Here is a 23476-nt window from a genome sequence, read left to right on the forward strand (position 1 = left end):
CTCCCACATGGGATTCGTGTTTGTTTGAGGATTTTCTGTGCGTTCACTGTTCTGGCGTATCCTGGCCAGCTTCTGGCTGGCCATCGCTCTGGTTGCAGGACTGTCCATTCTGCTCGGGCACATGCTCAACCAGGACGCGTGGATTCTCAGCCGCCACCCGGGCCTCAACACCCTGGCCGAACAATGGACGCAAACCTACGAAGCCCAAGGCGAAGAAGCGGCCCAAGACATCCTGGAACAGCGCAAACGCCAGTATCACATCGACGTGCAAGTGCTCAACGAGAGCGGCGACCCGGTCGTCCGCGGCACCTTCCCACGCCGAGCGGCAGCCTTCGAAGCGCGGCAGAATAACGATGACCGGCGCCTGCCCTGGCGGCGCCTGACCGACGAATACACCAGCGCCAAGACCGGCGACACTTACCTGCTGATCTACCGCATTCCGCACCCCGAACTCGACGCCTGGCACCGCGAAAGCCTTCTCTGGCCGCTCAGTGCGCTGGGGATCGCGCTGGTGGTGCTGACCCTTTTCAGCCTGTTCGTGACCCTGTCCATCACCCGACCGCTGAGCCGTTTGCGCGGCGCGGTGCACGATCTGGGGCAAACCACCTATCAACAGAACAGCCTGGTGAAGCTGGCCAACCGTCGCGATGAATTTGGCGTGCTGGCCACCGACTTCAACCGCATGGGCGCACGCTTGCAAAGTCTGATCGGCAGCCAGCGGCAACTCTTGCGCGATGTGTCACACGAACTGCGCTCACCCCTCGCCCGGTTGCGGATTGCGCTGGCGTTGGCCGAGCGGGCCAGCCCCGAAGAACGGGAAAAACTCGCGCCGCGCCTGACCCGCGAATGCGACCGATTGGAGGCGCTAATCAGCGAAATTCTAGTGCTGGCGCGGGTCGATGCCGACAACGCCGGCGCGGAAGACGTTGACCTGAATGCCCTGCTCAATACGCTGCAAAAAGATGCGCAACTGGGTTCGCCGGAGCAGACCGTTCGCCTCGACGCCGAACCGCATCTGAACCTCAAGGGTTGGCCAACGATGATCGAACGCGCCGTGGACAACCTACTGCGCAACGCTCAGCGCTTTAACCCGGTGGGGCAATCGATTGAAATGCAGGCGATGCGGCAGGGCGAGCGGATAGTGATCAGCGTGCGCGACCATGGACCGGGTGTGATGGCCGAGCATTTGGATCAGTTGGGCGAACCGTTCTACCGGGCGCCGGGGCAGACCGCAGCGGGGCATGGCCTGGGCCTGGCGATTGCGCGGCGCGCGGCGGAGCGACATGGCGGGAGCCTGGTGTTGGCGAATCATCCGCAAGGCGGGTTTATCGCGAGCCTGGAATTGCCGTTGGTGCCCGGGGCCGTGGTTCAACCGTAACCCCTTGTGGGAGCGGGCTTGCTCGCGAAGGCGGTGTGTCAATCAAAGCATTTGCCAATCGACATACCGCCTTCGCGAGCAAGCCCGCTCCCACACATCAGGCGCTGATGTCAGGTCTTATCGGGCCAGGCGCTGACGAACTCGGCCAGATCAACCTTCTCCGCCACCCGCGGTTCTTTCTGCGGCGTACCCAGGTACAGGAACGCGATCACCTGCTCCCCTTCCGCCAAGCCCAGGCCTTTGGCCACGTGCGCCGAATACGCCAGCTCACCCGTCCGCCATACCGCACCAATGCCTTGCGCATACGCGGCCAGCAAAATCCCGTGCGCCGCACAACCCGCCGCCAGCAGTTGCTCGGACTTCGGGTATTTGACGTGATCCTGCAAGCGCGCGATCACCACCACCACCAGCGGCGCCCGCAGCGGGCCATTGCGCGCCTTGTCCACGGCGGCTTCGGTCACCTCACTGTCCTGCAGTTTCGCCGCTTCGGCCAGCAGCTCGCCCATTTGCTCACGAGCCGCACCTTCCACCGTCAGGAAGCGCCAAGGCTGCAAGTGGCCATGGTCCGGCGCACGCATTGCAGCGTTGAACAGCACTTCACGCTGCTCGGCGGTCGGGGCCGGATCGAGCAATCGTGGAACAGAAACACGGTTGAGCAAAGCGTCGAGAGCCTGCATCGGCCACCTCCTGAAAAATGTGTGCGGCTATTCTAGCGGCAAGCGGCCGGCGGTGCCGGTTTACATGCCCTGCCCCACGGGTAGAATGGCGCCCTTCCCACTTTCAGCCCGAGCGGACTTCATGGCGTTGCCAACCTTACGGACGATTGGTTTCATCATCGGGCTCTTCCTGATCACGCTGGCGATCGCCATGGTCGTGCCCATGGCCACGCTGGTGATTTTCGAGCGCACCGGCGACCTGCCGTCGTTCCTCTGGGCCAGCATGATCACCTTCGTCGCCGGCCTGGCGCTGGTCATCCCCGGGCGCCCCGAACACGTGCACCTGCGCCCGCGGGACATGTACCTGCTGACGGTCAGCAGTTGGCTGGTGGTGTGCATTTTCGCCGCGCTGCCGTTCCTGTTGACCCAGCACATCAGCTACACCGACTCGTTCTTCGAAAGCATGTCCGGCATCACCGCCACCGGTTCCACGGTGCTCACGGGGCTGGACAGCATGTCCCCCGGCATTCTGATGTGGCGCTCGCTGCTGCACTGGATTGGCGGCATCGGCTTCATCGGCATGGCCGTCGCGATTCTGCCGCTGCTGCGCATCGGCGGCATGCGGCTGTTTCAGACCGAGTCGTCGGACCGTTCGGAAAAAGTCATGCCCCGTTCGCACATGGTGGCGCGCCTGATCGTAGCGGCGTACGTCGGCATCACCATTGTCGGCAGCCTGGCGTTCTGGTGGGCCGGGATGAGCCCGTTCGATGCGATCAACCACGCGATGTCGGCGATTTCCACTGGTGGTTTTTCCACCTCGGATCAGTCCCTGGCCAAGTGGCAGCAACCGGCGGTGCACTGGGTGGCGATCGTCATCATGATTCTCGGCAGCCTGCCGTTCACCCTGTACGTGGCGACCTTGCGCGGCAACCGTCGGGCGTTGATCAAGGACCAGCAGGTGCAAGGCTTGCTCGGCATGTTGCTGGTGACGTGGCTGGTACTCGGCACCTGGTACTGGTGGACCACCAACCTGCATTGGCTGGACGCGCTGCGGCACGTTGCGCTGAACGTGACCTCCGTGGTGACCACTACAGGCTTTGCGCTCGGGGACTACAGCCTCTGGGGCAATTTCTCGCTGATGCTGTTCTTCTACCTGGGGTTTGTCGGCGGCTGCTCGGGATCGACGGCGGGCGGGATCAAGATTTTCCGCTTCCAGGTTGCCTACATCCTGCTCAAGGCCAACCTTAACCAGCTGATTCATCCGCGCGCGGTGATCAAGCAGAAATACAACGGTCACCGTCTCGACGAGGAAATCGTGCGCTCGATCCTGACGTTCTCGTTTTTCTTCGCCATCACCATCTGCGTGATCGCCTTGCTCTTGTCGCTGCTCGGCGTCGACTGGATGACCGCCTTGACCGGCGCGGCCAGCACCGTGTCCGGGGTCGGCCCGGGACTGGGTGAGACCATCGGCCCGGCCGGTAACTTCGCCAGCCTGCCGGACGCCGCCAAGTGGATTCTCTCGTTCGGCATGCTGCTCGGCCGACTGGAGATCATTACCGTGTTTGTTCTGTGTATTCCGGCGTTCTGGCGTCACTGACCCGGTTCGGCGCTTCCATCAGTCGCACCCGGTATTCGCCGGGGGTGGCATCGAACCAGCGGCGGAAGGCGCGGAAGAAATTGCTCGGGTCGGCGAATCCCAGCAGGTAGGCGATTTCCAGCAGGGTCATGGCGGGTTGCGCGAGGTATTGCTCGGCCAGTTCGCGGCGGGTGTCATCGAGCAGTGTCTGGAAGCTCGTGCCTTCTTCCTGCAAGCGCCGCTGCAGGGTCCGCTGCGACAAGTGCAGCGTTTGCGCCACGGTGTCGCGCTTGGGCTCACCCTGAGGCAGCAAGCGGCACAGCACCTGGCGCGCCTTGTGGGTCACGCGGCTCTCGGAAAACCGCGCCAGGTATTCCCCGGCAAAACGATCATGCAGCAACGCCATGGCTTCGTTGGCGGTTGGCAGTGGCTCTTCCATGTCGGCGCGTTCGAAGATCAGCGCATCATACGGTGCGTTGAACACCAACGGCGCGTGGAAAGCCTGTTTATAGGGTTCGAGATCGGCGGGCTGTTCGCCCTGTACCAGCACCTTGCGCGGTTGCAGGGTGCGTCCGGTCAGCCAGCCACACAGCGCGAGGGCACAGGCCAGCGAGGCTTCGGCACTTTGCCGGGTCGGTGGCAGGTGGTCGCCGTGGACGGTCAGGATCAGCGCGTAACCTTCGTCCAGCAGGCGGAAACTCAGGTCGGCACTTTCGGCAATGATTCGCTGATAACGCACCAGCCGCTTGAAGCCTTCGGCCAGGGTGTTACTGGACATCAAGGCGTAGCCGGCGACATGGAAGGAGGCCGGTCGCACCACCTTGCCCATGTTCAGGCCGATCGCCGGGTTACCGGACAGCTCGACGGCGCGCTGCCAGAGTCGCGTCATGGAATCTTGCGGGAAGCGCGCATCCGGATCGTCCAGTGACGCGTAGTCGAGCCCCAGCTGTTTGAACAGAACCCGGCAATCCAGGCCGTCCATCTCCAGTGCTTTGACAATCCCCATCGCCCAGCTTGCAGAAGTCGTTCGTTCGCTCATGGCGTTTACTTACATGGTGAGCCGCATGCTACGGCCAATTTCCGAAGGATACTAAAGTGGCGCCCATTGTCACTGGCTGATGCCAATGATCACTCTAGACTCAAATAAGCTCCCCGCAGAACAACTTGCAGCCAGAACAATAACCACAGAGATCGCTGTCGTGGAAAACATCAAACGTTTCAATAGCTTCGCTGAGTTTTACCCCTATTACCTGAGTGAACACAGCAACAGCACCTGCCGACGATTGCACTTTATCGGCACGACCCTGGTTATTTTCATCCTGGCGCTGACCATCGGCAAAGGCGCCTGGCTCTGGCTGTTGGCGCTGCCGTTGGCTGGCTACACCTTCGCCTGGATCGGGCATTTCTTCTTCGAAAAGAACCGTCCGGCGACGTTTCAACATCCGCTTTACAGCCTGGCCGGCGATTTCGTCATGTATCGCGACATGATCCTGGGCCGCGTGCCGTTCTAGGCCCGAACGGCCAGCAATGCGTCCCGGGCAGCCAGTACGCTGGTGGTAACAGGTCCTACACTGAATAAACCCCTTTCGACCAGAACAAGAGGTTGGCCGATGAACGCCAATGCCCGCTTCACCCACATGCAGGACGGCACACAGGAAGACTGGGCGATCATCGCCGCCGACTTCAGTGCCTATGCCAAGCAATTGCCGACTCGGATTGTGGCGCACCTGAAATTACTGGAGGGTGATTTTGGCGGGTTCCCGGTGGATCGTTTGACCCATTCCCTGCAAACCGCCAGCCGCGCCTGGCGTGATGGCCGTGACGAAGAGTACGTGGTCTGCGCCCTGCTGCACGACATCGGTGACACGCTGGGCTCGTACAACCATCCGGACATTGCGGCGGCGATTCTCAAGCCGTTCGTCAGCGCCGAGAACCTGTGGATGGTGGAGAAACACGGGATTTTCCAGGGCTATTACTTCTTCCATCACCTGGGCATGGATCGGCATCTGCGCGAGCAATTCAGCGGTCATTCGCAGTATCAGGCGACCATCGAGTTTTGCGCCAAATATGATGCGGCGGCTTTTGATCCGGCTTACGAGACGCTGCCGCTGAGTTTCTTCGAGCCGATGATGGAGCGGGTGTTTGCGCAGCCGAAGAATTCGATTTACAAGGCAGCGATGGCGGAATACGCGCCGGCCTGATGGTTTCAGGGTGTCCCTTTAGGCCCCTTCGCGGGCAAGCCCGCTCCCACAGGGTTTTTCAGTGTTCACGCAACGTGTGCCACAACAAAGCATCCTGTGGGAGCGGGCTTGCCCGCGATGGGGCCAGTTCAGACGGTGAAAAAGTCAAGCCGGCTCGGCGACCTTCAATGCCTTCAACTCCGCCTCCCGCGCCTGCGCATCCGCCAACCGATACAACTCGATCGACCCGTCCCAGTGCTCGATCAGCGCCGTACACGACTCCACCCAATCCCCGCAATTCAGGTAATCCACCCCGCCAACCTTGCGAATCTCGGCATGGTGAATGTGCCCGCACACCACCCCGTGCAATTCGCGTTTGACGCATTCGTGGGCGATGGCTTCTTCAAAATCGCTGATGAAGCTGACGGCGGTTTTCACCTTATGCTTGAGGTACGCCGACAGCGACCAGTAACCATAGCCATAACGGGCACGCCAGTGGTTGAGCCAACGATTGAGTGTCAGGGTGAACTCGTAGGCCGAGTCGCCAAGGAAGGCCAGCCAGCGGTGATAGCGGGTGATCACGTCAAACTGGTCGCCGTGGATCACCAGCAGATGGCGGCCGTCGGCGGTCACGTGCACGGCTTCGTCCACCAGCTGGATGTTGCCCAGGATCAGCTTCGAATAGCGGCGCAGGAATTCATCGTGGTTGCCGGTGACGTAGATCACCTCGGTGCCACGCTTGCTCATGGTCAGCAGACGCCGGATCACGTTGGTGTGCGCCTGGGGCCAGTACATGCCGCTGCGCAGCTTCCAGCCGTCGATGATGTCGCCGACCAGGTAGACCTTGTCCGCGTGATAGCCCTTGAGGAATTGCGACAGGTGCTCGGCCTGGCAATCCCGGGTGCCCAGGTGCACATCAGAAATCCACAAGGTCCGCACACGTTGCTTACGACTGGGTTTGGCGAGCTCGGCGCTGGTCATGGGCAACCCTCTGCGATTGTTTTTGCAAGCTTGCGCCGCTCGGGTTAATCGACCATGACAGAGCCAAGTCAGTCCTGTGACAACGCGCCATCGCGCCGCCGGTGTAGACTGACGGCCTTACCCGGGAGACCTGCGATGAGACCGATCCTCACGCTGCGCCAATACACTCACGACCTGATCGTCCACAGCCACGACCACGCGCAACTGGTGTTCGGGCTCTCGGGCGCGCTGGATTTCGAGGTCGACGGGCGTGGCAGTCAGGTGGTGCAGCAGAGTTTCGTGGTGGTCCCGTCCGGCTTTCATCATGCCTGTGGCAGCGCCAAAGGCAGCCGCTGCCTGGTGCTGGATATACCGGACGACGAATGGGTGACGAAGTCCCTTGGCGATCACGCCGATGCCAGCCGCCGCTTGCTCGACAACCCCGGGCGTCTGCCGCTGGATGCCGGGCAGAGCCAACTGGTGAGCTGGCTGGCGGGCAGCCCCGTCAGCGACCCGCTGATTGCACAACAAGGCGCGGTGTTGCTGCTGGCCAGTCTCAACAACGCCAAAGCCGACGTGATGGGCGGCCGCCGCCTGCCCTATGCCGCGCTGAATGCGCACATCGATCAACATGCGGCGTATCCGCTGCAAGTGGCCGATCTGGCGCGCATCGCCGGCCTGTCCAACGCTCGGCTGCATGCGCGGTTTGTCGCGGAATGCGGGCAGACGCCGATGGATTACATCCGTAGCCGTCGCCTGCATATGGCCGTGAGCCTGTTGCGGGATTCTGCGTTGCCTGTTGGCGAGATCGCCAGCCGGGTTGGCTACAGTTCGCAAAGCGCGTTTTCCGCGGCGGTGTTACGAGAGTTTGGTGTTTCGCCTGGCAAGTTGCGACGCGAGGCTGGCGACAAAGTTTAATAGTTTGCCGACAGACCAGGTGGGGCCGATGCGATTAAATGTATCCGTCATCCCGGCTCAATACCGCTATCAAGGATCGCAATGACTCCCCGTACCGCCCTTGGCGCCCTGCATATCGGCGCCCTGATGTTTGGCCTCACCGGTGTTTTCGGCAAACTCGCCGCCGCCTCCCCCGCCGTCATCGTCTTCGGTCGTGCCGCCTTTGCCGTTCTCGCCCTGAGCGTCTTCGCGAGGTTCGCCAGCCAGACACGCTGGCAGCCACTACGGGCTGTGGATTGGCGTCGCCTGCTGCTCAGCGGCTTGCTGCTGGCCGGGCACTGGGTCAGTTTTTTCATTGCGGTGAAGGTCGCCGGTGTTGCGATTGCGACCCTGGGTTTTGCCAGTTTCCCCGCGTTTACCGTGATCCTGGAAGGACTGATCTTCCGCGAGCGGATTCGCGCCAATGAGATCATTCTGGTGATATTGGTCAGTGTCGGGCTGGTGCTGGTCACGCCGGACTTCGATCTCGCCAGCGGCGCCACTACCGGCCTGCTATGGGCGGTGGGCTCGGGTCTGTTGTTTGCGCTGCTTTCGCTGACCAACCGCGCCAGTTCCGCAAGTATTCCGCCCGTACAGGCGGCGTTGTGTCAGAACGTAGTGGTCGCGTTGTGTCTGCTACCGGTGGCGGCACCGCAACTGAGCGAGGTCCGCGCCATCGACTGGCTGTGGATCAGCCTGCTCGGGGTATTTTGCACCGGGGTCGCTCACAGCCTGTTCGTTGCCAGCCTTGCCGTGATCAAGGCGCGCACCGCCGCCGTGGTGTTCGCTTTGGAACCGGTTTACGGCATCACCGTGGCCTGGCTGCTGTTCAATGAAAACCCGACGTTACGCATGTTGATCGGCGGTGCGTTGATCATCGTGGCGATTGTGGTGTCGAGCAGGCTTTCGGGCGGTTCGAGCAAGAAGGCAGTAGCCGCCGAAGCCGTGTCTCACTAAGGCCGGTCGTTGTGCCCGAGGTCGCGGTCCGGATCGATCTGGTCGCGGACCCGCTGCTTCAGCCCCTTGGCCTCCGGGAAACCGCCGTCCGCCTTGCGTTCCCAAATCTGTACGTCGTTACAGGAAATGTGAAATACCCCACCGGTGCCCGGCACCAGCGACACCTTGCCCAAATCGTCGCCGAACGTACTGAGCAGTTCTTGCGCCAGCCACGCGGCACGCAACAGCCATTGGCATTGCGTGCAGTAGGTGATGATGATTTCCGGTTTATGAGGGTTCATGACGGCGACACTCCTGAGCCATAGGGCGCCGTCATGATAGAGGTTCAGCGAATACCGGCCAACAACGTCCGCGCGGTTTGCCGGAGTGGCTCGTCGCCGTCTTCAAGCAATTCATTGAGCAACTCGATGGCGCTGTCGAGATCGCCATCATCGATACAGTTCTGGGCCTGTTCCAGTTTGCCGGCGTGGGTCGGCGTCGCTGGCTCCAGGCTCAGCGGCTCTAGTTCAAGTGAATGACCGGCGTCACTGAACTCATTGAGGAAATCGTCGTCCAGCGACTGAGAATCCGGTTCGGCGATCCACTCCAGCTCGGACTCGCCCAGCGTTGGTTCTTCCGGCATCTCGAACACATCGGGCAAGACGTGCAGGTTCGAGGTGAACGCCGGCTCCACGATCTTCGGCGGTGGGTCCGCGGGTTTGCTGTTTCCGAAGGGGCTGACCAGATCCCAACTCGAATCCATCGACAGGTCATCCAGGTTCAACTGGAACTCGTCGACGGGCGCTGCTTCGGTGTTCACCGGGGCGGTGATGACAGGTGCCACGACCGCCGTCACCGGTGCCGCGTTGTTCAATTTTGGATAACGGGCACGAATGTCCTGCAGTTGCTGCGAATCGAAGCCGGCCTCGCGCAAGCTGTGTTCCTGGGCGTCGTAGGCGGGACCGTCACCCTGCTTGCCGAGGACTTCCAGCAATTGCACGGCCAGATCGGTGCGCTCGGGTTCCTTCGCCAAGGCGTCGCGCAACAAGCCCGCGGCTTCGGAAAATCGTCCATAGGCCAGATAGATGCCCACGCCTTCGAGCACATCGCCTGACGGCGTCTCGTCATGATGGTCGGGGACGGCGTTGAGCGGAGCAGGCTTCGCCGCCGGCTCAGTGGCTTGACTCAGCACCGGCTCGTGACGCGACGGCACAATCGGTGAGTCGTCGGGCAAAGCCTGGACCTGCTGACGCTGACGGCGAACAAACAGCCCCAGCAACAGCAACGCAACCAACGCCGGCAAGCCGATGACCAGCGGCCAGTTGAAGCTCTCCGGCTCTTCTACCGCGACAGGGGCAGGTGCCGGCGTAACCGGCGTAACCGGCGGCGCTTGCTGCATCTCTGCCAAACGGGTCTGTAACTCGGTGATCTGTTTCTTCTGAGCCGCGACCTGTTCGTCCTGGGCTTGAAGTTTTGCGTTCAGCTCATCAATGGTTTTTTGCAGCTGCTGGTTTTGCAGCACGCTGGCGGCCAACTGTTCGGCGGACAGATCAATCTGGGGGGCGGGGGGCTGTGCGACGTTGGCGACCGGAGCCGGTTTCTTCGCGGCGGGCGGTGGCGCAGTCGCCGGCGTGACGCTGGGGAACGGTGAGGTCGGGGCGCCGACGACCGGTTCATCGGTCACCGGGACGATGCCTGGTGTACCCGGTGGATCGATCAGCACCGTGTACTCGCGCAGCACCCGGCCGTTGGGCTGATTGAGCTGCACGAGAAAATTCAGGAACGGTTCATTGACCGCTTTGCTGGAGCTCACCCGGATCAGGCTGCGGTTGCCTCGCAGGATCGGTGTGAACTTCAGGTCGTTGAGAAAGAACACCCGCTCGACGCCCGCGCGGTTGAATTCGTCCGCCGTCGCCAGGCTCACTGAAAGATCGCCTTCCTCCAGGCCCGCCGCATCCTCCAAAGCAATGTCGGCACGCAGCGGCTGATTCAGCGCCGAATGCAGGGTGATTTCCCCCAGCCCCAGTGCGGGCGCCAATGCCGAGTACGTGACAGCCCCACCCACCAGAAGCAACCTGGCGCACCACCGCAGTACAACGTGCCAACTCTCGAGCATGAGCATCCCTTAGATAACCAGAATCGACCGGTGCGCATCCGCACATCCGGTACGAACGCGATATTGCCTAGTAGTTCTTTATAGTCCGCCCAACGGGGTATCTCAAAAAGACGCTACCCGGTTATGCCTCAAGATTTTTCCAGGTTGCCCAGGATGTGCCCGTGAACGCGCATGCAGATCTTCAAATCCTCCTCGTCCACGCCTTCGAAAAGCTCAAGACGCAGCTGAGTGGCGATGGTTTCGATCTGATCGATCAATGGACGGGCCGGGGCGCAAAGGACGATTTTTTTCGCCCGACGATCTTCTACCACGGATTGGCGCTGAACCAGGCCCTGGCTTTCGAGGCTGTCGAGCAGCCGCGCCAGGGTCGGCCCTTCGACGCCGACACTTTGCGCCAGTTGGCGCTGGGTCGGTGCCTCGTCGAAACGTGCGAGGTGCAGCAGCACCAGCCAGCGCGCCTGTGACAAACCCAGGCCAGCCAGACGGCGGTCCAGCTCGGCACGCCAGCCGCGCGACATCTGGGCCAATTGCATGCCAAAGCGGTGTTGATCGGTCAACGACATAAAACACTCATGATTAGACTGAAATAAAGAAAACCTAATTATTAGTCAGCTAAGCATGACCCTCGGCTCGAGGCAAGACTTGCTCTGTACTGAATCGTTACATCAATACGACCGGTTTCAGCATTTGAGCTTTACATCTCGAATTCCGATTGCAGGGCGGCACGTACGCAGTACAAAACCCCGTCCGGCACCCGCCCGGCGAACAGTGCGGCAATCTCCGCCACCGGCGGCAACTCGCCCTCGCCGTCGAGGAACGCATCCTGCACTTCGCCCAGCAATTCTTCGGGCAGGTCCAGCGCCTGCTCCAGCGACAACTGCTGCTTCCCGATGGCTTCAGCCAGCAGGGTGTAGACGTTCTTTTCCGAACATTGCAGCTGACCGGCGATTTGCAGCGGCGTCATGCCGGCCCGGGCGAGCGTGATCAGTTCGTGACGCACATCGGCCACCACTTTCGGTGCCTCGACCTGGCCACCCAGCACTTCGAGGAAGGCCTCGCCGTAACGTTCCAGTTTGCGCGCACCGACGCCGCTGACCGTGGCCATTTCCGCCAGCGAGGTCGGCTGGCTGCGGAGCATTTCCAGCAGGGTCGAGTCGGGGAAGATGACGTAGGGCGGCACTCCATGTTCTTCGGCGAGCTTGCGCCGCAGAGCGCGCAACGCTTCCCATTGTTCGCGTTCTTCGCCGCGCACCAGTTGGCTCGCCTGGCTTTTGCTGCTTTTCGCCGTGATCTGTGGCTTGAGGTCGCGACGCAGTTCCAGGGTCACTTCGCCCTTGAGCAACGGTCTGCAGGTGTCACTGAGGCGCAGGCCGCCATAACCCTCGAGATCGATGTCAGCCAGCCCGCGAGCCACCAGCTGGCGGAACAGCGAGCGCCATTCGCTCTCGCCCATCGCCTTGCCGACGCCATACACGGACAGATGCTGATGACCGAAACTGCGGACCTTTTCGTTGTCCTTGCCCAGCAACACATCCACCAGATGGCCGACGCCGTAGCGCTGACCGGTGCGGTAGATGGCCGACAGTGCCTGACGAGCCGGCTCGGTGGCGTCCCAGGTCTGCACGCCATCGACGCAGTTGTCGCAATGGCCGCAGGGCTCGGGCATGTCTTCGTCAAAGTAGGCCAACAGCGTTTGACGGCGGCAGCGGGTTTCTTCGCAAAGCGAGAGCATCGCGTCGAGCTTGTGCTGCTCCAGACGCTTGTGGCGCTCATCGCCTTCGGAGTTCTGCAGCATCTGCTTGAGCATCACCACGTCTTGCAGGCCGTAGGCCATCCACGCATCCGCCGGCAGACCGTCACGGCCGCCCCGACCGGTTTCCTGGTAATAGGCTTCGAGGGATTTCGGCAGATCGAGGTGCGCGACGAAACGCACGTTGGGCTTGTCGATGCCCATACCGAACGCCACCGTGGCGACCATGATCAGGCCTTCCTCGTTGAGGAAACGCTTCTGGTGGTGGGCACGGGTTTCGTTGGCCAGACCGGCGTGGTAAGGCAATGCGGGGAAGCCTTGTTCACTGAGGAACACCGCGACTTCGTCGACTTTCTTGCGCGACAGGCAATAGACGATGCCGGCATCGCTGCGCCGCTCCGCAAGAAAGGCCAGCAACTGCTTGCGCGGCTGCTCCTTGGGCACGATGCGGTAGAAAATGTTCGGGCGGTCGAAGCTTGAGAGAAAGCGCTCGGCATTCTGCAGGTGCAGGCGATCGACGATTTCTTCCCGGGTGCGCTTGTCGGCGGTCGCGGTGAGAGCAATGCGCGGGACATTGGGAAACAGTTCGGCCAGTTGCCCCAGTTGCAGGTATTCGCGGCGGAAATCGTGACCCCATTGCGACACGCAATGTGCTTCGTCGATGGCGAAGAGGGCGATTTCGAGGCTTTGCAGGAAGGCCAGCATGCGCGGCTGGACCAGACGTTCAGGCGCCAGGTAGAGCATTTTCACTTCGCCACGCTTGATTCGCGCGGCGAGATCACGTTGCTGCTCGGCGCTCAGCGTGGAGTTCAACGCAGCCGCGGCGACGCCGAGTTCTTCAAGGGTCGCGACCTGATCGTCCATCAACGCGATCAGCGGCGACACCACCACGGCCAGGCCGTCGCGCAACAACGCCGGGACTTGGAAGCACAAGGACTTGCCGCCACCGGTAGGCATCAATACCAGGGCATCGCCGCCACTGGCCACGCGCTCAATGATTGCACCCTGGCGGCCACGGAAACTGTCGTAGCCGAAGATGTCCTTGAGGACGCGTTGCGCCTGTTCGAGCATAAAAACTCCAAAAATCACCAAAACATCCCTGCAAGGCTGGTTGAGTATCCGCAAGGCTGCACTGACAAATCGTAAGTGCGCATTGCATGACGCTTCACATTCCAGCCGCGACGCCAGCAGGGCATCACAAAACGCGGGAGTATACCCGAGCGCTGCCCGGCAAAGGGCGCCGCTGAGAAGACACGAAAGCAAATCCACTGACGGCCCTGTGGGAGCGGGCTTGCGCGCAAATATGCCGCGCGGCTGGCCTGGGGGCTCAAGAAGGCCTAGAATTCCCGCATCTGTTTAATTCCCAAGGTAGCCCTTTAATGTCCTTCGCTGAGCAATTAACCCGCCTGCAAGTCTTCCTCGACGCCGATGAACTGCATGACGAGGCGCTGGACTACGTGGCCGCCCACGGCTACCTCACTGCGCTGTCGATCTGTTCCGAAAGCGTTCCCGACCGTGAATGGATCGATGCCCTTTTCGCCGAAGAGCCGCATTACGCCGACGACACCGAGCGTGAAGCGATCGAATCCACCCTGCTCGCCCTCAAGGCTCACATCGCCCGCCAACTGGCCTCTGACGAAGAATTCGAGCTGCCATGCGACCTGGACCTGGGCGAAGAGCCGGACGATTCCGATCTGCGCGGCTGGTGCATCGGTTTCATGGAAGGCGTGTTCCTGCGCGAAGCGGCCTGGTTCGAGACCGCCGAAGACGAAGTCAGCGAAATGCTGTTGCCGATCATGGTCGGTTCCGGTCTGTTCGACGAACAGCCTGAGTTCTCCGACATCGCGGCGGACCCCAACCTGATGGACGACATGATCGTGCAGATCCCGGAAGCCCTGACCGCGCTGTACCTGTTGTGCAACGCGCCAGACGAAAAACCGGCGATCCTCAAGCCACGTCACCACTAAGGTTCTGCCTATGGACAACCCCATAGGCAACCGCTCCCTGCTGTTGCGTTACGTGCTGCTGGCCATCGGCTGGCTGAGCGTGGCGCTGGGAGTGATCGGGATTTTCCTGCCGGTATTGCCCACCACGCCGTTCCTGCTGCTGGCCGCCGCCTGCTTCGCCCGCAGTTCGCCCAGGTTCTATCACTGGCTGGTGGAGCATCCGCGGCTTGGCCCGTGGATTCGCGCCTACCTCGACGGCAGTGGCATCCCGCTCAAGGGCAAGGTCTACGCGATCGGGCTGATGTGGACGAGCATCCTCTTCTCCTGCTATCTGGTGCCCCTGCCGTGGGCACGCGGATTCATGCTGACCAGTGCGGTGCTGGTAACGATCTACATCCTCAAACAGAAAACCCTGCATCGGTCGTGATGCCGTGGGCGTAATCCTGGGAAACTGGCGCGGGACGCCAATACGCCGAGGCTAACCAGGCAGCTCGCGTTATGGTTGACGACCCTCGCGAGCGTGCTCGCTCCTACAGGGGACCGCCCACAAAAAAACCGCCACCCCTTGCGCAGGAATGGCGGTTTTTTTCGTTTCAGACTTCAGATCACACGGTGTCGACCTTCAACGAATGATCATTCAACATGCCGTTGATGATCGTCGCCGTATCCGCGCCGGCAATGACCCCACCCGCCCCTGGCGTCACGCCGTAATGGCTGGCCAGGTTCACGCCCGCCAGGTCAATGGTCTGGTTCGGCGCAGCGCCGGCCATGCTGCTGACGTCAATGCTGGTGACCAGCGAATCGCCACTGCCAGTGACCTTGAAGTGCAGGTAGTCATCCAGCGACGCCGCGGTACTGTTCTCGCCCTGCAGCAGTTGTGACAGGTCGAGTTTATCGGTCCCCGGGGTGAAGTCGGTGACGACATCGTGGCCGCTGTTGCCTTTGAGCCACTGGAAGGTGTCCGCGCCAGCACCACCGGTGAGCGTATTGTTGCCCAGACCACCGATCAGCAAATCATCGCCGCCGCCACCATTGAGCACGTCATTGCCGAGCCCGCCGGTGATGACGTTGTTATGGCTGTCACCGGTAAGCTTGTCGTCGAAATTCGAGCCCGTAAGGTTTTCGATCGAGGTCAGGGTATCGATACCAGCCCCGATCGTGTTTTGCGGCCCCAGCAGGCTCAGGTCCACCTTGACCCCGGCAGTGGCGTGGGCGTAGCTCGCGGTGTCGATGCCATCGCCGCCGTCGAGCAGGTCGTTGCCCGGCCCGCTGTAGAGCAAGTCATTGCCGGCGCCACCGTGCAGTTCGTTGTTGCCTGCGCCGGCGGTGAGGACATCGTTGCCGTCACCCGCGTTGATCACGTTGTTGCCGGTGCCTGCCACCAGCACGTCATCGCCCGCCGTACCGGTGAGGGTATGACCTTCCTGATAGGTGATGCTCACTGCCGCGCTGTCGCTGCCACCATGGTTGTCGCTGGCGGTGTAGGTGCCGTGATAATCCGGGGTAGTGTTGTGAGCACCGGAATAATCGACGGTCATGGTCAGTTGATAGTTCTCCGCCCCCTTCCCGCCGCTGCCACCGTTGTCGATGTTGGTGATGTGGATCTGGTAGGTGCCGTCCACCGCCGCGGTGATGGTCTGGCCATCGCCGATGGGTTGGAACTGACCGCCATTGACCGAGTACTCCATGGTGACGTGACCGGCCGCCAGGGTGTGGTCCAGGTTGAGGGTTTCACCCTGTTTGAGAGTGACGGTGATGCGATCCTCGTCATTGGTGTTGTTGGTCGTTACGGCACCCAGCGCCCCGCTCACCACCAGCACCGCCGTCATGGCCGCGGTGTTGGCGACGAACGCGCTACGGGCGATGCTGACGGACTGGGCGTTGCTGCCCGTGAAGCTGAAGTTCTGGTTGGTGCCGGTGAAGTCCGCGCCTTTGGCAATCCACCCGGTGTTGAAAGTGGTCGGTGTGGCAGTGAGCGTGTCGCCATTCGGATCGGTGTCATTGGCCAGCAATGCTTCGCCCGGCACAGCCACACTGCCGGACAGGATGTTGGTGATGACGTGATCATCGACCGCCACCGGTGGCGCGTTCGGAATGACCTTGACCACCAGCGTCGAGCTGGCGAGGTCGCCGTCATTGTCGCTGACCGTGTAGCCGATGTTTTCGGTGATCACCGTCGAAGTGGTTTTCTGCGAGGTGTAGGTGTATTCACCGGTGTCGAGGTTCACCACCAAGGTGCCTTTGCCGTCGGTAGCGATACTCAGGGTGTTGTTGACCGTATTGAAGGTGCCATGGTTGGCGCCGCCGCTGAAATTCAGCGAACCCTGGTTGCTGTTGCCTTTCGGGTCATAGCTGTAGGTGGTGCCGTCGACCGTGATGGATTTGATGAAACCGCCATCGGCGCCGAACGTACCGCCCTCGCCCAGCAGCGAGCCGGTGACCGGCGCGCCGACCACAGTGCCCGACAGCACCGAGTTGAGCTGATTGAGATCCGTCACCACCGTGGCGTTGGTGTTGGTGCCATGACCGACGCCGTTGCTGCCGTCATAGGCCAGCGGATCGATGTAGCCACTGCTGATGTCTTTGCCGAGGCCAATCGCGTAGTTCTTGATGTTGTGTTCTTCAAGGAACGCTTTCCAGGCCGCCTCTTCAGTCTTGTCCATGGCCCCGTCGTTGGGCTTGCCGTCGGAGAAGAAGTAGCCGACGTTCTGCGCGCCTTCCAGTTTGCCATTGGTATCGAACGCGGTTTTCGCCACTGCCACAGCGGCGTCATAGTTGGTGTTGCCACCCGCCGACAGCCCGGAAATGATCGCCTTGGCGCCGGCGACATCGACCCAGACCGACGTCTTGTCGGTCGCGTTGCTGCTGAAGGTGACGATCTGCACTTTCACGTCGCCCAGGTCGTCGTACTTGTCGAGCAAGGCACTGATCGCCTGCTTGGCCAGCGCCAGCCGCGACAGACCGTCCACGCCGGAAGCGTCGGCCATGCTGCCGGACACGTCGACCACCAGCAGCAGGTTGGTGTCGATCTCGACGGCGGCCACTGAACGCTCCGCCGGTACGGCTTTCGGCACGTCGTCGACGATGTTGACCTTGATCGTGCTGATGCTGGAGTTGCCCAGTGCATCGGTGGCTTTGTAGGTGAAACTTTCGCTCAGCGTGTTCGCGCCGTTGTTGGCGTTCGGCGTGGTGCTGGCGGGCGAAGTCAGGGTGTAGGTGTACGTGCCGTCAGGGTTGAGCAGGATCTGGCCGTACGTACCGTGGTCACTGCCGACCAGGGTGTAGGTGACAGTGCCCACCGCGCCGGTGACCGAACCCACCAAGGTGCCGGACCCGGTTTCGCCGGTGTGGCCCGGGTCGCTGCCGACCACGGTGCCGGGCGCCAGATCCTGGCCGTCCTTGCTCAGATCAAGGGCTTTTTCGTAGACCGTCACGTCGTTGTCAGGAGTGGCGGTGATGCAGGCGTTGTGCACGTCGATGCTGATCGTTGTGGTGCTTTCGTCACCGTCAGAATCACGAATGGTGTAGGTGAACGTGTCGGTCGCGCCAGCGCCACTCACCGCATTCGGGTTGCTGTGGTATTCGGCATTGCCCTGGGCGTCCAGGGTCAGGTAGCCGTAGGCACCGTTGATCTGGGTGTTGAGGCCGCCATGCACCGGACTCGCCGTGTCGGAGCCGGCGCGCACGCCGACCACGCCGCCACCGGCTGCCAGGCCATCGGCGCCGGCAATGTCGTTCAACAACACGTTACCGCTGATGATGCCGCCTTCTGCAACGGAGGCCACGTCATGGACCGCTTTAGGCACATCGTCGACGATGTTCACCACAATGGTACTGGTGACCGTGTTACCCACCGCATCGGTGGCGCTGTAGGTGAACGTTTCAGTAACAGTATTGGCACCGTCATTGGCGTGCGGCGTGGTGCCGGCCGGCGACGTCAGGGTGTAGGTGTACGTGCCGTCGGCGTTGATCAGGATCTGGCCATACGCACCATGGTCGCTGCCGACCAGCGTGTAGGTGACCGTTCCCACGGCGCCGGTGACCGAACCGACCAGCGTGCCGGAAGCGGTTTCGCCAGTGTGGCCCGGATCACTGCCAGTGACGGTGCCGGCGGCCAGGTCCTGGCCGTCCTTGCTCAGGTCGAGGGCTTTTTCGAAGACGGTCACGTCGTTATCGCTGACCGCCTTGATGCAGCTGTTGATGACGTCGATGGTGATCGTCGTGGTGCTTTCGTCACCGTCGGCGTCGCGAATGGTGTAGGTGAACGTGTCGTGCTCGCCAGCGCCGTTCACCGAATTCGGGTTGCTGTGGTATTCGGCGTTGCCGTTGGCGTCCAGGGTCAGGTAGCCGTAGGTGCCGTTGATCTGGGTGTTGAGGCCGCCATGGACCGGGGTCGATGTGTCGGAGCCGGCGCGCACGCCGACCACGCCACCGCCGGCTGCCAGGCCATCGGCGCCGGCAATGTCGTTCAACAGCACGTTGCCACTGATGATGCCGCCTTCTGCAACGGAGGCCACTTCAGGTTTTGCGGTTGGCACGTCATCGACGATGTTCACCACAATGGTGCTGGTGACGGTGTTGCCCACGGCATCGGTGGCGCTGTAGGTGAACGTTTCAGTGACGGTATTGGCACCGTCGTTGGCGTGCGGCGTGGTGCCGGCCGGCGACGTCAGGGTGTAGGTGTACGTGCCGTCGGCGTTGATCAGGATCTGGCCATACGTGCCGTGATCGCTGCCGACCAAGCTGTAGGTGACGGTGCCCACGGCACCGGTGACCGAACCGACCAGCGTGCCGGAAGCGGTTTCGCCGGTGCTGCCCGGTTGGCTGCCAACCACGGTGCCGGGCGCCAGGTCCTGGCCGTCCTTGCTCAGGTCCAGGGCTTTTTCGTAGACGGTGACGTCGTTGTCGCTGACCGCCTTGATGCAGCTATTGATGACGTCAATGGTGATCGTCGTGGTGCTTTCGTCACCGTCGCCATCGCGGATGGTGTAGGTGAACGTGTCGTGCTCACCAGCGCCGTTCACCGAATTCGGGTTGCTGTGGTATTCGGCGTTGCCGTTGGCGTCCAGGGTCAGGTAGCCGTAGGTGCCGTTGATCTGGGTGTTGAGGCCGCCATGGACCGGGGTCGATGTGTCGGAGCCGGCGCGCACGCCGACCACGCCACCACCGGATGCCAGGCCATCGGCGCCGGCAATGTCGTTCAAGAGCACGTTGCCACTGATGATGCCGCCTTCTGCAACGGAGGCCACTTCAGGTTTAGCGGTTGGCACGTCATCGACGATGTTCACCACAATGGTGCTGGTGACGGTGTTGCCCACGGCATCGGTGGCGCTGTAGGTAAACGTTTCCGTCACGGTATTGGCACCGTCGTTCGCTTGCGGCGTAGTGCCGGCCGGCGACGTCAGGGTGTAGGTGTACGTGCCATCGGCGTTGATCAGGATCTGGCCATACGTGCCGTGATCGCTGCCGACCAGGCTGTAGGTGACCGTGCCCACGGCGCCGGTGACCGAACCGACCAGCGTGCCGGAAGCGGTTTCGCCGGTGCTGCCCGGTTGGCTGCCGACCACGGTGCCGGGCGCCAGGTCCTGGCCGTCCTTGCTCAAATCCAGAGCTTTTTCGTAGACGGTGACGTCGTTGTCGCTGACCGCCTTGATGCAGCTGTTGATGACGTCAATGGTGATCGTCGTGGTGCTTTCGTCACCGTCGCCATCGCGGATGGTGTAGGTGAATGTGTCGGTCGCGCCAGCGCCACTCACCGCATTCGGGTTGCTGTGGTATTCGGCGTTGCCCTGGGCGTCCAGGGTCAGGTAGCCGTAGGCACCGTTGATCTGGGTGTTGAGGCCGCCATGCACCGGACTCGCCGTGTCGGAGCCGGCGCGCACGCCGACTACGCCACCACCGGCTGCCAGGCCATCGGCGCCGGCAATGTCGTTCAACAGCACGTTGCCGCTGATGATGCCGCCTTCTGCAACGGAGGCCACTTCAGGTTTTGCGGTTGGCACGTCATCGACGATGTTCACCACAATCGTGCTGGTGACGGTGTTGCCCAACGAGTCGGTAGCCTGGTACGTGAACGTTTCCGTCACGGTATTGGCACCGTCGTTCGCTTGCGGCGTAGTGCCGGCCGGCGACGTCAGGGTGTAGGTGTACGTGCCGTCGGCGTTGATCAGGATCTGGCCATAGGTGCCGTGATCGCTGCCGACCAGGGCGTAGGTGACGGTGCCCACGGCACCGGTGACCGAACCGACCAGCGTGCCGGAAGCGGTTTCGCCGGTGCTGCCCGGTTGGCTGCCGACCACGGTGCCGGGCGCCAGGTCCTGGCCGTCCTTGCTCAGGTCCAGGGCTTTTTCGTAGACCGTAAGCTCATGATCGCTGACGGCCGTGATGCAGCTGTTGTGCACGTCGATGGTGATGGTCGTGGTGCTTTCATCACCGTCGGCATCGCGCAAGGTGTAGGTGAACGTGTCGGTTGCGCCCGGGCCGCTGACCGCATTCGGGTTGCTGTGGTATTCAGCGTTGCCGTTGGCGTCCAGGGTCAGGTAACCGTAGGTGCCGTTGATCTGGGTATTGAGGCCGCCGCTGACCGGGGTCGAAGTATCCGAGCCGGCGCGCACGCCAACCACGCCACCACCGGCCGCCGGGCCATCGGCGCCACCGACGTCGTTCCACAACACGTTACCGGTGACGATGCCACCTTCAGCGACCGAGGCCACATCAGGGTGAGCGGTCGGCGTGTCATCGATGATGTTGACGTCGATCTGCCCGGAAGCCGTGCTGCCGTCGACGTCAGTGGCGACAACGGTGAAGTGCTCGGAGATGCTGTTCGCACCGTCGGCATTCGGATGGGTGTCGCTGTAATTCAGCGTGTAGCTGTAGGTCACCACACCGGTGGCCGGGTTGTAGCCGGTGATGGTGAACGTGGCCCCCGTGTCGGTCACGGTCGATTGCGGGAAGCCTGCGGCCACACCATTGGTGACCAGGGCGATGCCGCCCACGGTCAGGGTTTGCAGGCCATCCGGCGCGTTGACCGTGAAGTTGCCGGTCTGGGTCAGCGCCGCTGAATCAGGGTCGGTGCCGTAGGTCAGGTTTTTTTCGTAGACGGTCAGTTCGCCGCCAGGCACATCGAGGCCATTGAGGCTGACCGGGCTGTTATGGATGGTCAGCACCAGGGTCGCAGTGCTGGTGTCACCGTCGGCATCGGTGAGGGTGTAGGTGAATTTTTCCGTGCCGTCGCCGCCTTCGTGCAGCGCCTTGAAATCGGCATCGTTGATGTTCAGTGTGTAGGTGTAAGTGCCGTTGGCGTTCAGCACCAGGGTGCCGTAAGTACCGGTGTAGGTGCCCGGGGTAATCGGACCGGAATCGGGTCCGGTCGGTACGCGGTCTGCGCCTTGCACGTCGTTGGTCAGGACGTTGCCTTCGAGCGTCAGGTGCGTCGGCGTGGCGGTCGTTGCATTGCTGTCGTCGACCGCTTTCGGCACGTCATCGGTGATGTTGACGTCCAGCGTGCCAGTGGCGGTATCACCATCGCTGTCGCGGGCCACCACGGTGAATTGTTCGCTGAGGTTGTTGGTGCCGTCACCGGCCGAATGGGCTTCGTTGCCGTTGAGGGTGTAGCTGTAGCTCACCACGCCGGTGGCCGGGTTGTAGCCGGTCACGGTCAGGGTGTTGCCCAATTGGCTGGTGATCGATTGCGGGAACCCGGCGGCCACGCCGTTGGTGATCACGTTGATCCCGCCGATGCTGAGGCTGAGCAGTCCGTCGGGTGCCGATACGGTAAACGTACCGCTTTGAGTCAGCGCTCCCGGATTGTTGATCGAACCGTCCGGCAGGTTGGCTTCATTGACCGTCAGCTCACCGCCCTGTACCGACAGACCGGTGAGAGTGACGGGGTTATCCGGCACATCAGGAACAACGGGCGCAACCGGCGCGGCGGCCGCGTTGTCGCCGTTGTTCGGATCACCGGCCAGACGTTCAAGGGGAAATTCAGGGACGCCGTTGAAACCGGCCGTGGGGAAACCGATGGTTGGATCGACCCGCCCGCCGACTTCCTCCAGCAGCACGAAATTGTGCCCGCCGCCCAATGCACCACCCGTTCCCGGGGCGCCCGGACCCGCCGCCGTCGCTTCAGCCGTTTGAGTCGGGTCATCGCCGGCCGCAATGGCTTTTTGCAGTTGTTCGACATCGGTCAGTTGCGCCTGGGTCGGCGTCGCCGCTTCGGCGGTGTCCACGTGGGGCACCTGGTGCGCGAGCAATTGCGCATTCATCTGCAGGCTGCTGCCCCGCCCGAGGGTCAATTCCTGGCCGTTCTGCAAATGCACTGCCACCGCGCCTTCGGCTCCGGTCACCAGTTGATCGCCGGCAAACAGCCGATCTCCTTCGATCAAGGCGCGTCGGGTACCGTCACCCGCTTCAGCGAACACCTGACCAATGACCTTAGTGACGATACCGATGAGCGTTGCCATGTGCATTTCCTCCGCTGCCGACAACTGTCGGCATCCTGTTGTTTGCGAAGAAGGTGCTCACGGTTTGAACGGATACCGGCGGATCGTCTACAGGGCAGCGCTTGCCAATCAAGCTGCTGCCCTGGCGACATTCTCGCCAAGCATGTCGCCCGCTGCCGAGGTGCTCCGCTTCGGCATAAAACCCAATGTATTCAATAACATCGGATTCCCGTTGCGAAACAACCTGACCAGCGGGCGATGCGTAACGGTTTTGAACCACCAAGTGACAAAAAACCGTCACCTGAAAACCACTACGCGTCCCTCCCCTCAAACACCTTCTTCGCCCAATATCGATCAGTGGGTGAAACTTTTCTCAACCCTCTATAAGCTCCCTAGAGCTCGGAAACCAAGGGCTTACAGAATGAACAATGTGCTGGATTTTGCATAGCGCATAAGTTTATTTTGGAATAAGCGTTATGAAAAAAACTTCTAAGCTTCTTTTGAGAATGTTCTTAGCTCTGATGTTACAAGTATGAAACGGTTTTACCTATAAATGCCGTCAAATATTTGGCGACAGATAAAGCACCATTAGGATTTCAGG

The 23476-nt window shown here is 61.7% G+C and carries 17 protein-coding genes; 9 read left to right on the forward strand and 8 right to left on the reverse strand.

The window, feature by feature from the left end; genetic code table 11:
- Nucleotides 1–37 precede the first annotated feature (37 nt).
- Nucleotides 38–1378 carry a sensor histidine kinase gene (locus NTD84_RS07375; protein WP_262164402.1) on the forward strand — a complete coding sequence of 447 codons (1341 nt, stop codon included), beginning with the start codon at nucleotides 38–40 and terminating at the stop codon, nucleotides 1376–1378.
- 110 nt (nucleotides 1379–1488) lie between these two features.
- Here the strand turns inward: NTD84_RS07375 and NTD84_RS07380 are convergent, their stop codons facing one another.
- Nucleotides 1489–2055: an NAD(P)H nitroreductase gene (locus tag NTD84_RS07380; RefSeq protein ID WP_262164403.1), complete on the reverse strand. Its 567-nt coding sequence runs from the start codon at nucleotides 2053–2055 to the stop codon at nucleotides 1489–1491.
- Nucleotides 2056–2176: 121 nt separating this feature from the next.
- On the opposite strand from NTD84_RS07380, the gene NTD84_RS07385 reads away from it, so the two are divergent.
- Entirely contained in the window at nucleotides 2177–3631 is a 1455-nt protein-coding gene (locus NTD84_RS07385) for a TrkH family potassium uptake protein (protein WP_262164405.1), read from the forward strand.
- On the opposite strand, the gene NTD84_RS07390 is transcribed toward NTD84_RS07385, so the two are convergent.
- Entirely contained in the window at nucleotides 3588–4649 is a 1062-nt protein-coding gene (locus NTD84_RS07390) for an AraC family transcriptional regulator (RefSeq protein WP_262164406.1), read from the reverse strand. The two genes, NTD84_RS07385 and NTD84_RS07390, sit on opposite strands and share 44 nt — an antisense overlap.
- A 160-nt stretch (nucleotides 4650–4809) precedes the next feature.
- Here NTD84_RS07390 and NTD84_RS07395 point away from each other — a divergent pair, with 160 nt between their 5' ends.
- Together NTD84_RS07395 and NTD84_RS07400 are read left to right on the forward strand one after the other, a co-directional pair.
- Entirely contained in the window at nucleotides 4810–5121 is a 312-nt protein-coding gene (locus NTD84_RS07395; RefSeq protein WP_262164408.1) for a DUF962 domain-containing protein, read from the forward strand.
- A 99-nt stretch (nucleotides 5122–5220) separates the two neighbouring features.
- Nucleotides 5221–5811, forward strand: coding sequence for an HD domain-containing protein (locus NTD84_RS07400; protein ID WP_262164410.1), 591 nt, complete (start codon nucleotides 5221–5223; stop codon nucleotides 5809–5811).
- A 144-nt stretch (nucleotides 5812–5955) separates the two neighbouring features.
- On the opposite strand, the gene NTD84_RS07405 is transcribed toward NTD84_RS07400, so the two are convergent.
- A complete protein-coding gene (locus NTD84_RS07405; protein ID WP_262164411.1) occupies nucleotides 5956–6771 on the reverse strand; it encodes a UDP-2,3-diacylglucosamine diphosphatase in 816 nt (271 codons plus the stop codon).
- Nucleotides 6772–6906: 135 nt separating this feature from the next.
- Between NTD84_RS07405 and NTD84_RS07410 the strand changes: the two genes are divergently transcribed.
- Both NTD84_RS07410 and NTD84_RS07415 read left to right on the forward strand, forming a co-directional pair.
- Nucleotides 6907–7668, forward strand: coding sequence for a helix-turn-helix transcriptional regulator (locus tag NTD84_RS07410; protein ID WP_262164413.1), 762 nt, complete (start codon nucleotides 6907–6909; stop codon nucleotides 7666–7668).
- 81 nt (nucleotides 7669–7749) lie between these two features.
- Entirely contained in the window at nucleotides 7750–8643 is an 894-nt protein-coding gene (locus NTD84_RS07415; protein ID WP_262164415.1) for a DMT family transporter, read from the forward strand.
- On the opposite strand, the gene NTD84_RS07420 is transcribed toward NTD84_RS07415, so the two are convergent.
- The 4 genes from NTD84_RS07420 to recQ all read right to left on the reverse strand — a co-directional run bounded on the left by NTD84_RS07420 (nucleotide 8640) and on the right by recQ (nucleotide 13559).
- Nucleotides 8640–8924, reverse strand: coding sequence for a SelT/SelW/SelH family protein (locus tag NTD84_RS07420; RefSeq protein WP_262164417.1), 285 nt, complete (start codon nucleotides 8922–8924; stop codon nucleotides 8640–8642). The genes NTD84_RS07415 and NTD84_RS07420 overlap by 4 nt on opposite strands.
- Nucleotides 8925–8968: 44 nt before the next feature.
- On the reverse strand, nucleotides 8969–10738 hold the full coding sequence (locus tag NTD84_RS07425; RefSeq protein ID WP_262164418.1) for a FimV/HubP family polar landmark protein: 1770 nt from the start codon (nucleotides 10736–10738) through the stop codon (nucleotides 8969–8971).
- A gap of 128 nt (nucleotides 10739–10866) precedes the next feature.
- On the reverse strand, nucleotides 10867–11301 hold the full coding sequence (locus NTD84_RS07430; protein ID WP_262164420.1) for a MarR family transcriptional regulator: 435 nt from the start codon (nucleotides 11299–11301) through the stop codon (nucleotides 10867–10869).
- A 131-nt stretch (nucleotides 11302–11432) separates the two neighbouring features.
- The gene (recQ, locus tag NTD84_RS07435; protein ID WP_262164421.1) at nucleotides 11433–13559 is read right to left on the reverse strand and encodes a DNA helicase RecQ; all 2127 of its coding nucleotides are present in this window, start codon (nucleotides 13557–13559) and stop codon (nucleotides 11433–11435) included.
- 308 nt (nucleotides 13560–13867) lie between these two features.
- Between recQ and NTD84_RS07440 the strand changes: the two genes are divergently transcribed.
- Nucleotides 13868–14455 carry a YecA family protein gene (locus tag NTD84_RS07440; protein ID WP_262164422.1) on the forward strand — a complete coding sequence of 196 codons (588 nt, stop codon included), beginning with the start codon at nucleotides 13868–13870 and terminating at the stop codon, nucleotides 14453–14455.
- 10 nt (nucleotides 14456–14465) lie between these two features.
- On the forward strand, nucleotides 14466–14861 hold the full coding sequence (locus NTD84_RS07445) for a YbaN family protein (protein WP_262164424.1): 396 nt from the start codon (nucleotides 14466–14468) through the stop codon (nucleotides 14859–14861).
- 178 nt (nucleotides 14862–15039) lie between these two features.
- On the opposite strand, the gene NTD84_RS07450 is transcribed toward NTD84_RS07445, so the two are convergent.
- Nucleotides 15040–22896: a retention module-containing protein gene (locus NTD84_RS07450; RefSeq protein WP_262164426.1), complete on the reverse strand. Its 7857-nt coding sequence runs from the start codon at nucleotides 22894–22896 to the stop codon at nucleotides 15040–15042.
- Between NTD84_RS07450 and NTD84_RS07455 the strand changes: the two genes are divergently transcribed.
- Nucleotides 22895–23323, forward strand: a complete 429-nt coding sequence (locus tag NTD84_RS07455; RefSeq protein WP_262164427.1) for a hypothetical protein — start codon at nucleotides 22895–22897, stop codon at nucleotides 23321–23323. The genes NTD84_RS07450 and NTD84_RS07455 overlap by 2 nt on opposite strands.
- The last annotated feature ends 153 nt before the right edge of the window (nucleotides 23324–23476 follow it).

The organism is Pseudomonas sp. 14P_8.1_Bac3 (assembly GCF_025466085.1).
Lineage (GTDB): Bacteria > Pseudomonadota > Gammaproteobacteria > Pseudomonadales > Pseudomonadaceae > Aquipseudomonas.

Excerpts from the sequence above, each read along its gene's own strand:
- NTD84_RS07410 (WP_262164413.1), top strand. The coding sequence starts at position 6,907 with ATGAGACCGATCCTCACGCTGCGCCAATACACTCACGACCTGATCGTC.
- NTD84_RS07385 (WP_262164405.1), top strand. The coding sequence starts at position 2,177 with ATGGCGTTGCCAACCTTACGGACGATTGGTTTCATCATCGGGCTCTTC.
- NTD84_RS07450 (WP_262164426.1), bottom strand. The coding sequence starts at position 22,896 with ATGGCAACGCTCATCGGTATCGTCACTAAGGTCATTGGTCAGGTGTTC.
- NTD84_RS07380 (WP_262164403.1), bottom strand. The coding sequence starts at position 2,055 with ATGCAGGCTCTCGACGCTTTGCTCAACCGTGTTTCTGTTCCACGATTG.
- NTD84_RS07445 (WP_262164424.1), top strand. The coding sequence starts at position 14,466 with ATGGACAACCCCATAGGCAACCGCTCCCTGCTGTTGCGTTACGTGCTG.
- NTD84_RS07390 (WP_262164406.1), bottom strand. The coding sequence starts at position 4,649 with ATGAGCGAACGAACGACTTCTGCAAGCTGGGCGATGGGGATTGTCAAA.
- NTD84_RS07455 (WP_262164427.1), top strand. The coding sequence starts at position 22,895 with ATGTGCATTTCCTCCGCTGCCGACAACTGTCGGCATCCTGTTGTTTGC.
- NTD84_RS07425 (WP_262164418.1), bottom strand. The coding sequence starts at position 10,738 with ATGCTCGAGAGTTGGCACGTTGTACTGCGGTGGTGCGCCAGGTTGCTT.
- NTD84_RS07415 (WP_262164415.1), top strand. The coding sequence starts at position 7,750 with ATGACTCCCCGTACCGCCCTTGGCGCCCTGCATATCGGCGCCCTGATG.
- recQ (WP_262164421.1), bottom strand. The coding sequence starts at position 13,559 with ATGCTCGAACAGGCGCAACGCGTCCTCAAGGACATCTTCGGCTACGAC.
- NTD84_RS07420 (WP_262164417.1), bottom strand. The coding sequence starts at position 8,924 with ATGAACCCTCATAAACCGGAAATCATCATCACCTACTGCACGCAATGC.
- NTD84_RS07400 (WP_262164410.1), top strand. The coding sequence starts at position 5,221 with ATGAACGCCAATGCCCGCTTCACCCACATGCAGGACGGCACACAGGAA.
- NTD84_RS07430 (WP_262164420.1), bottom strand. The coding sequence starts at position 11,301 with ATGTCGTTGACCGATCAACACCGCTTTGGCATGCAATTGGCCCAGATG.
- NTD84_RS07440 (WP_262164422.1), top strand. The coding sequence starts at position 13,868 with ATGTCCTTCGCTGAGCAATTAACCCGCCTGCAAGTCTTCCTCGACGCC.
- NTD84_RS07405 (WP_262164411.1), bottom strand. The coding sequence starts at position 6,771 with ATGACCAGCGCCGAGCTCGCCAAACCCAGTCGTAAGCAACGTGTGCGG.